Annotated in this window: 6 protein-coding genes; 3 read left to right on the forward strand and 3 right to left on the reverse strand. The window is 46.1% G+C overall.

Annotated elements, in window-relative coordinates:
- Positions 1–17: 17 nt before the first annotated feature.
- Positions 18–1511, reverse strand: coding sequence for an amidase (locus ACTXGJ_RS11690; protein WP_443566059.1), 1494 nt, complete (start codon positions 1509–1511; stop codon positions 18–20).
- A gap of 134 nt (positions 1512–1645) precedes the next feature.
- Positions 1646–4945 (reverse strand): DNA translocase FtsK, encoded by a 3300-nt coding sequence (locus ACTXGJ_RS11695; protein ID WP_443566060.1) that lies wholly within the window; start codon positions 4943–4945, stop codon positions 1646–1648.
- Between the two features lie 460 nt (positions 4946–5405).
- Here ACTXGJ_RS11695 and trxB point away from each other — a divergent pair, with 460 nt between their 5' ends.
- The 3 genes from trxB (at position 5406) to ACTXGJ_RS11710 (ending at position 7780) form a co-directional block, all read left to right on the forward strand.
- Complete coding sequence (gene trxB / locus ACTXGJ_RS11700) at positions 5406–6419, forward strand: thioredoxin-disulfide reductase (protein WP_439244551.1); 1014 nt, start codon at positions 5406–5408, stop codon at positions 6417–6419.
- Positions 6420–6449: 30 nt separating this feature from the next.
- Positions 6450–7268, forward strand: coding sequence for a leucyl/phenylalanyl-tRNA--protein transferase (gene aat, locus ACTXGJ_RS11705; RefSeq protein ID WP_443566061.1), 819 nt, complete (start codon positions 6450–6452; stop codon positions 7266–7268).
- Between the two features lie 68 nt (positions 7269–7336).
- Entirely contained in the window at positions 7337–7780 is a 444-nt protein-coding gene (locus ACTXGJ_RS11710) for a MerR family transcriptional regulator (RefSeq protein WP_439244554.1), read from the forward strand.
- A 21-nt stretch (positions 7781–7801) separates the two neighbouring features.
- Here the strand turns inward: ACTXGJ_RS11710 and rimI are convergent, their stop codons facing one another.
- On the reverse strand, positions 7802–8278 hold the full coding sequence (gene rimI, locus ACTXGJ_RS11715; RefSeq protein WP_439257485.1) for a ribosomal protein S18-alanine N-acetyltransferase: 477 nt from the start codon (positions 8276–8278) through the stop codon (positions 7802–7804).
- Between the last annotated feature and the right edge of the window lie 188 nt (positions 8279–8466).

The raw sequence follows: 8466 nt of genomic DNA on the forward strand, positions 1-8466 counted from the left end.
CGTGATCTATATTTAGGCTACTTTGCAAAGGCAGGCTTAGTAAACATGCCTGCCCGCTCCATCTCACCTGCCACACTGAATAATGTCGTTTCATCATTCATGCGCCCGATCAGCTGCATGCCAATAGGTAGGCCTTTTTTACTCATGCCTACGGGTACAGAAACTGCCGGTAGGCCGGTGACGTTACCTAATAAAGTAAAAGCCATCTTACTCAATACCGGATGGCTGAGCTTCTCTATCATGCCAGAGCTAAAAGCATACTTACCCATATCGATCCCTTTATTGAGCACCTCAGCACTACGCATCAGCATCTCATCCATCACACTTGGCGGCAATACGCCGTGCTTGACCGCTGTTGTCGGAACAGTCGGACACAAAATCATGTCGTAGGTCTCTAACAATAATCCCGTCTGATATTGGCTGTCATGCCAGCCTTGCTTAGCGTGCGCTAAATCAACTGCCGATAAGGAACGTCCTAGTAGCGCCATGTTTTGGGTTTGTGGCTCTAGTTTTTTAATGTGATGAGCACCATAATTATGCGCAATATCATCGATAGTAAAGGCAGTATGCGTACAGACTACCACCATAAAGTCATGCCAGAACTGCTCTATATTGATATTCGGCTCGGCAGGCACCACACGATGCCCCATGGATTCTAGCTGCTTAGCAGTATGCTCAAGTACCGCCAACACCTCTTTATCCACGACCGTACCGGCAATCAGTGGCTGCTGATGCAGGGCAATTGTTAGCGGTTTGGGTTCGCGCATCGCCGCTTCTAAAAAGCTCCCTTTAGGCGGTGCAATCACGAACGGCGCGCCAATTTCAGCACCGCTAGTGGCATCGAGCATCGCGGCACTATCACGCACGCTGCGGGTAATCACGTGATCAGCTACCGCGCCTTCCCAGCCCTCTCCAACCTTAGGCCCCATAGGGTTGCGACAACGGCTAGGTTTGAAGCCAAAAGTACCGCACCAAGCGGCTGGAAAACGAATAGAGCCGCCGCCATCACCTGCGCCTGCCATCGGTACGATACCACTAGCTACTGCGGCGGCACTACCACCCGATGAGCCGCCAGAGCTATAGCCTTTTTTAAACGGATTATGAGTGGCGCCATGAGCCTTGGGCTCAGTGGTAATAATCAGGCCAAACTCAGGCGTATTAGTCTTGCCAAAGGTATTGACTCCTGTGACTTTCATTCGTTTGACAATTTCGCTATCGTAATCTGACATGATATTGACGCTGCGGCTACCCATGGTCAAAGGCTCACCTTCAAAACTAAAAGATAAGTCTTTTAGCAAATAAGGTACACCGGTAAAAGCGCCAGACGGTAGTCCCGCTTGCGCTTTATCATAAGCACGCTCATCGAAACGGTGAATGATGGCGTTTAGTTTGGGGTTGAGCTTATTGGCGCGTGCGACGGCACTATCGAGTAATTCTTTGGCGCTGACTTCGCCTTTGCTGACGAGTTCTGCTAAACCTAGCGCGTCAAATTGGGTGTATTCTTTAAACATAGAGCATCCTTGCATAGCTGTTAGTTTTGTCAATTATATAAGCAAATACTATATCTTAGTATTAAGCTAAAGCAAAATTTGCACAAAAAAACGAGCTATTTGCGTAGCTCGTTTTTTGACATTTTATTATAGACTTACATCAACAGTTCACGCTTACCGCTTTTACCCATTGAGCTGACAAGGCCCGCTTCTTCCATCGAATCGACAATACGCGCGGCGCGGTTATAGCCAATGCTGAATTTGCGCTGAATGGACGATGCGGAGACTTTGCGCGTCTCCATAATAAAGGCAACCGCATCATTATAAAGATCGTCATCTTCGCCTGACGCGCTAGCACCAGAGCTACCACTACCAGAACTCGATAATTCAAAATTGCCCGCCATATTATCGATATAATCTGGAGCGCCGCGCTCACGCCACGCGTCACAGACGCGGTTGACCTCTTCATCACTGACATAAGCGCCATGCACTCGATCAGGCTCAATTTGACCTGGTCCTAAAAACAGCATATCACCATTACCGAGCATGTCTTCAGCGCCGCCGCTATCCAAAATAGTCCGCGAATCGACTTTTGAGTTGACTCGTAGAGCAGCACGTACTGGGATATTGGCTTTGATCAGGCCGGTAATCACATCGACTGAGGGGCGCTGAGTCGCTAGCATCAAATGAATACCAGAAGCCCGCGATTTTTGCGCAAGACGGGTGATCAGCTCTTCGGCTTGTTTGCCAACTTGCATTATCATATCGGCAAACTCATCGGCGACGATAACGATCATCGGTAGCGTTTTTAGCTTAGGCGCTTGGTCGATACTGACATTATCGTTGGGACGCCATAAAGGATCAAGCATCGGCTTGCCTGCCTTTTCAGCGGCGAGCACCTTTTTATTGAACTCATTGAGTTTACGCACCTTTAGCAGACTCATCAGCTGATAACGGCGCTCCATCTCTGCCACACACCAAGACAAGCTACTGGCCGCCTCCGTCATATCAGTTACCACAGGCGTCAGCAGATGTGGAATCTCATTATAATTAGCTAGCTCAAGCTGCTTGGGATCAATGAGAATCAATCTGAGCTCATTGGGGGTATATTTCAGTAGCATCGAGAGCAACATAGAGTTGACCAGCACCGACTTACCAGAGCCTGTGGTACCAGCGACTAACATATGCGGCGCGCGTGCCAGATCAGTAATGATCGGTTTACCGCCGATGTCTTTACCCATCGCCATACTGATTTGCGCGTTAGGGTCTTTATACTTTTCGGTATTTAATAGCTCAATTAAGCGTACCATTTCGCGCTGCTTATTAGGTACCTCGATACCGATATAAGGCTTACCAGGGATGACCTCGACCACGCGCAATGAGGCCATAGACAAGGAGCGAGCCAAATCACGTGAGATACCTGTGACTTTACTGGCTTTGATCCCCGCAGCAAGCTCGACCTCAAAGCGGGTAACTACTGGTCCTGGAATCGCTTGTACGACTTCGGCTTTGACATTGAACTCTTGGAGTTTGATCTCTAGTAGCTCTGAGAGTTGATCAAGCTCTGCTACGGTGTAGCTCGGCTCGCGATCAGGATCAGGCTTATCGAGAATAGCAAGCTCTGGGATCTTACTGAGACTACTGCGGTACTGAGCGGTTTGCATCGATCTTGAGCGTTTGGCAAAGGCTTCATCATCATGAATATCCGGCATGAAGGGCTCATCCAAATCCTCGCTACTCGCCGGGCTATTGTCTTCGGGCATCATATCAGTAATATGATTGCTCGCATCGCCATCAGGTACCGCAAAGCTAACTGCAGGTTTTGTCACTGGTGCTGACTCTACTGGTAACTCGTCATCTACTTTCTGCGCTTTTGGCGCTTCTTTTGGATTGGACGGCGGTGTATTAGTTGGGGTCATATCTGCAAGCGAGGAGGTATTAGCTGTAGGCGCTTGCTCACTAGCAGGGATAGCTATTGATGCCGCTTTCGTAGCTGCATTTTCTGTGACCACCGCAGCGGCGACTGCAGGTTTTGTTATGGGATTAGTAGCCGCAGTTGATTCAATAGCAATATTTTCACTAGCCGCTGTTTCCCTGTTGTTTATTTCAGTGCTAGCTGTTTGCGTGCTATCTGCCTCAGCTTGCTTAGCACTTAATTGATCAGTGTTGGGCGCTTGTTCGACGGCGCTATGTTCGGCTAACCAAGCATCGGCTAAACCATCAATTTGAGCTGATGGTGTCGGCATGACTGCGCTATCTAATGTTTCGTTATGAGTTTCAGTTATCCCTTTCAGTTCATCAGTCGCCGCTTGCTCAGACTCTAAATGAGTCATGCGATTGACTTGACTGCCCTGCTCTGCCTGGTCCATAGTAGTCGGCGATACAGCGGGTGCAGGTGCCCCTTGCTCAGTAGCTGATTCACGAGCAAGCAAATCAGCCACCATGTCATCATCATTCCAAGCGAAGCTGGGCTCAACTTTGCGTATCGGCGCGGCAGTTGCGCTAGTATTTTGTTGACGCGGATGGGCTAAGCTCTGAGCGCGCTCTGTATTCGCAGTAGCGGTAGCGGGCTGTAGATGATCTGCCATAGCTTTGTTAGTAGCTGCCGCTTCAGCGCTAGCTATCGCCTCTTTGACACTAGCACCCAATCCTGACTTAGCTAGAAAGTCGGTCAACACATGACTAAAGCGGCTGCTATTTTGGGCGGTAGCGCTAGACGCTTCTTGTAGCTCGAGTGGTAGCTGCTCATAGTCGGCTGCTTTAGTAAAACTATCACTGCTTTGATTTGCTACGTCAGCTTCATCATCGGTAATCAAGGCATTGCTATCAAGAGCGTTGTCATTCTCAAGTGAGCCTGTGCTAGCCGTATTGCCGATACCAGAACCGAACCAATGCAGATCAGTTAATCTGTGATATAGCGATAACCAATGAATATTAAAGGCAAAAGTAGCCGTCACTATCACAAAAGCGCTTAGAAATAACAGGCTACCCCATTTAGTCAATAACAGCGCTAAGCGCGCTTGTAACTCAAGGCCGATAATGCCACCAGCCACGCCTTTGAGACCTGATGTGACCGGATCTGCCACTTGCTGAATCAAAGCCATCAATTGCGCAAATAGAGCGCTGGCACTCAATAGCAAAAAGATATAAGCCACCAAACGTAGCACCCAAAAAGTCGGTTTGTTATTCCACCAAATCAAGATAGACTCGTAAACCATAAATACCAGCAGCCACCAAGCGCTAAAACCAAAAAAGCTATAAAGCAAATCGGACAACCATGCGCCTGTCGCGCCGCCCATATTATTGATAGTGGTCATATCACTACTGATATGTGACCAGCTAGGATCATTACCGGTATATGTCATCAAGATAATGAACAGATAGACTGCCAGCATTAACCCAAGAATGGTAAATATCCCTTTTTTTAAATAGTCTATAACTGCTGCTGATATCACGTAGGATCTGCCTTTATCAATATATTGATACTAAATAAGTGGTGACACACGATTACTCACAATCGTGCTTAGGTGTTTGTAGGCTTGCTTATATGCTGACTTGCTTCTTTAACTCTAAAGCCTGTGAACCATAAAGCGCCATCTAGATAGCTTTATACTTACAAGTCGCTGTTTCCATGGCTCTTACTGCTTTTTACATAACTGGTTATGATAGCAAATACCTAGCCAAAGTGGCGAGTCTGTTATCAATAAAGCGGCTTTAATTTTGAGCTATCGTTTAGTTCTTATCATAGTGATGTTTGTTTTAGCAAACTTGCACTTTTTACCCGCTGCCCTTATGTTATTATCACATCGCAATGACAAAAACCATCTTAGTCGCAATTTTTAATAATTAATTTTAATAACTTATAACGCTTCATATTTATAATCAGTTCATTAAATCATTAGTAAGGAATATTTTATGGCAACTGACACTACAGCGCCACGTCACGAAAAACTCATTATTTTAGGTTCAGGCCCTGCAGGTTACGCCGCAGCTGTCTATGCAGCGCGTGCCAATCTTAAGCCTGTCATGATTACCGGCCTAGAAGTCGGCGGACAGTTAACCACGACAACTGAAGTCGATAACTGGCCAGGTGATGCTCATGATTTAACAGGTCCGGCGCTAATGGATCGCATGAAAGCGCATGCCGAGCGCTTCGGTACAGAGCTGGTCTATGATCACGTCAACGAAGTTAAGTTAAATGAGCGTCCTTTTACTTTGATTGGTAATAATGGCAGCTACACTTGTGATGCGCTCATTATCTCAACTGGCGCCTCAGCTCAGTATTTGGGCTTAGAGTCAGAAGAAAAATTCAAAGGCTTAGGCGTATCCGCTTGTGCCACTTGTGACGGATTCTTTTATAAAGACCAAAAAGTCGCGGTCATCGGCGGCGGTAATACGGCTGTTGAAGAAGCACTGTATCTATCCAATATTGCCTCAGAAGTCACTTTAGTGCATCGCCGTGACAGCCTGCGCTCTGAGAAAATCCTACAAGACAAACTGTTCGAGAAAGCCAAAAATGGCAATGTTAAAATAGAGTGGAACCACACCGTAAAAGAAGTTGTGGGTGATGATATGGGTGTCAATGGCGTCGTTATCGAATCGACCGAAGATGGCAGCAGCAAACAACTAGATACTCATGGCATATTTATCGCTATTGGCCATAAGCCTAACACCGACATGTTCAAAGGTCAGCTTGAGATGAATGATGGTTATATCATCGTCAATAGCGGTATCAATGGTAATGCTACCCAAACGAGTATTGATGGCGTTTTTGCTGCAGGTGACGTCGCTGATCATGTTTATCGTCAAGCAATCACCTCAGCAGGTACTGGTTGTATGGCCGCTCTCGATGCTGAAAAATACTTAGACGCTATTGGCGAAACCATCGCCACCGATCATACTTATGCGTCAACATTGACAATCGATTAAAACGAAGTAGCCATCAAATTAAGAACCATTATGCTCAATAAGCTCGATATCAATAATATGATGCCTGAGACTTTTTATAAAACTATTAAAAGTCTTGGTCGCTATGACTTCCCCACTCCTAATGAGGCCGATCCTGACGGCTACGGCGTGATAGCACTAGGTGGCGACTTGGCTCCTGAAACGCTGATATCGGCTTATGCGCAGGGGCTATTTCCTTGGTTTAATGAAGATGAACCTATTGCTTGGTGGTGCCCTGAGCCGCGCTGCGTCATTGCGCCAAGCGACTATCAGCCCAGCAAATCACTACGTAAACAAGCTCGGCGCTCGCGTTGGCAGTTAACGGTCAATCAAGCATTCGATGAAGTCATTCATGCTTGTAGTTTGCCGCGTAGTAATGATGTTAATGATAAACAGCCTGAGGTTGAGCACACTTGGATTCATGAGGAGATGATCGAAGCTTATACCGAGCTGCATCGCTATGGTTTCGCTCATAGCGTAGAAGTGTGGGATGAGAATGGACAGCTGATAGGCGGGCTTTATGGACTAAAAATTGGCCACATTTATTTTGGTGAGTCGATGTTTCATCGTGCCTCTAACGCCTCAAAATTAGCGTTCTGGGGCTTGATGCAGCTCTGCGTTGACAGCGGCGTGGCGCTAGTCGATTGTCAACTGCCTAATGATCATCTACTAAGCTTAGGCGCGACTACCCTCAGCCGCAGTCAGTTTTTGGCTCAGCTAGAGCAATTATTAAATAAAGGCGCTGTTAGCTGGCCCACTCAGCCCCATCAGCCGGTGCCTGTGGCTAGGCTGGATAGCTCTGATGAGCATTCAAAAATCTGGTCACTTTAGACTGCCACTATTTGATAATAGATAAATGACATTTAGTCGATAAGATTGACATACGAAAAGAGGCCACGATGCCGGATACTGCGTTTTTACTCATTGGGGCTTTAGCAAAAAAAGCCAATACCACCAAAGATACCGTGCGTCATTATGACGAGCTAGGGCTGCTGAAGTCTCGTAAGCGGCAAGCGGGTTCGCGCTTATACACTGAGTTTCATCCCGAATGTATCGAGCGTATTGAACTGATTAAAAGCGCGCAGGCTATTGGTTTTACCCTTACTGAGATAAAAAATAGCCTTGATGATTATTACGATGGTAATTTGAATCTTGATGAGCAACTGCTCGTCACTCAGCAAAAGCTGGAACAAGTCAAAAAACAACAAGCCAATATCAACCTTATGGTGGAGATGTTAACCCAGCGCATTACTCTGCTAACGCGTATGCAAGAGGATGATAGTTACGTGCCTTCGATAGAAGATTGTAAAAATAACAGCTCTACGCTTCCTTATCATCGATAATCTTATTAATTCTCCTTCGCTTCATTTTTTATAATTTAGCTGCATAATTAAAGCATCGACAGCTGTCTGATGCGCGGTTGTGTAATAACCTTTACGCTGGTGGATCGTCTCAAAACCTTGCTGCTCATACAAAGCTATCGCCGGCGCATTATCGGCTCTTACCTCTAACAGTAAACTCTCAACATCTAGCTCTTGTAGCTTCTCGTTTAACTTAGCAAATAGGTTTGAAGCAATACCTTGACGCTGATAGTCAGGATGCGTGCCTATGCGTAATATTTCCGCCTGCTCAAAAACGACCTGATAAAGACAGTAGCTAACGACTTTATCGCTTTGATAAACGACCAATAAATCAACACTATCTTGTGCAAGCAACTCTACTATTGTCTGATAACTCCAAGCATCTTGCGGTTGAATAATACTTTCGATGTCTGCAGCGGTTTGAATACTACTTTGAGTGTTAGATGATCTTTTATTGAGTAAATCTATAGTTAGCATCATTATTCCTTTACCACAAATATCTGCAAAATCGATATTCAATCGTGTAGCAAATTCGGTGGGTTATGCTTAAGCTAACCTACCCTACAGACAATCGATACTTGTCTTTGGACTATAAAAAAAGCCACCCTCAATAAAGAGAGCGGCTTTTGACTAACCGTTTAGCATAACGCTAAGCGTTGATGATTAGT

The sequence above is a fragment of the Psychrobacter sp. 1Y11 genome, assembly GCF_052259045.1.
In the GTDB taxonomy this organism is placed as follows: domain Bacteria; phylum Pseudomonadota; class Gammaproteobacteria; order Pseudomonadales; family Moraxellaceae; genus Psychrobacter.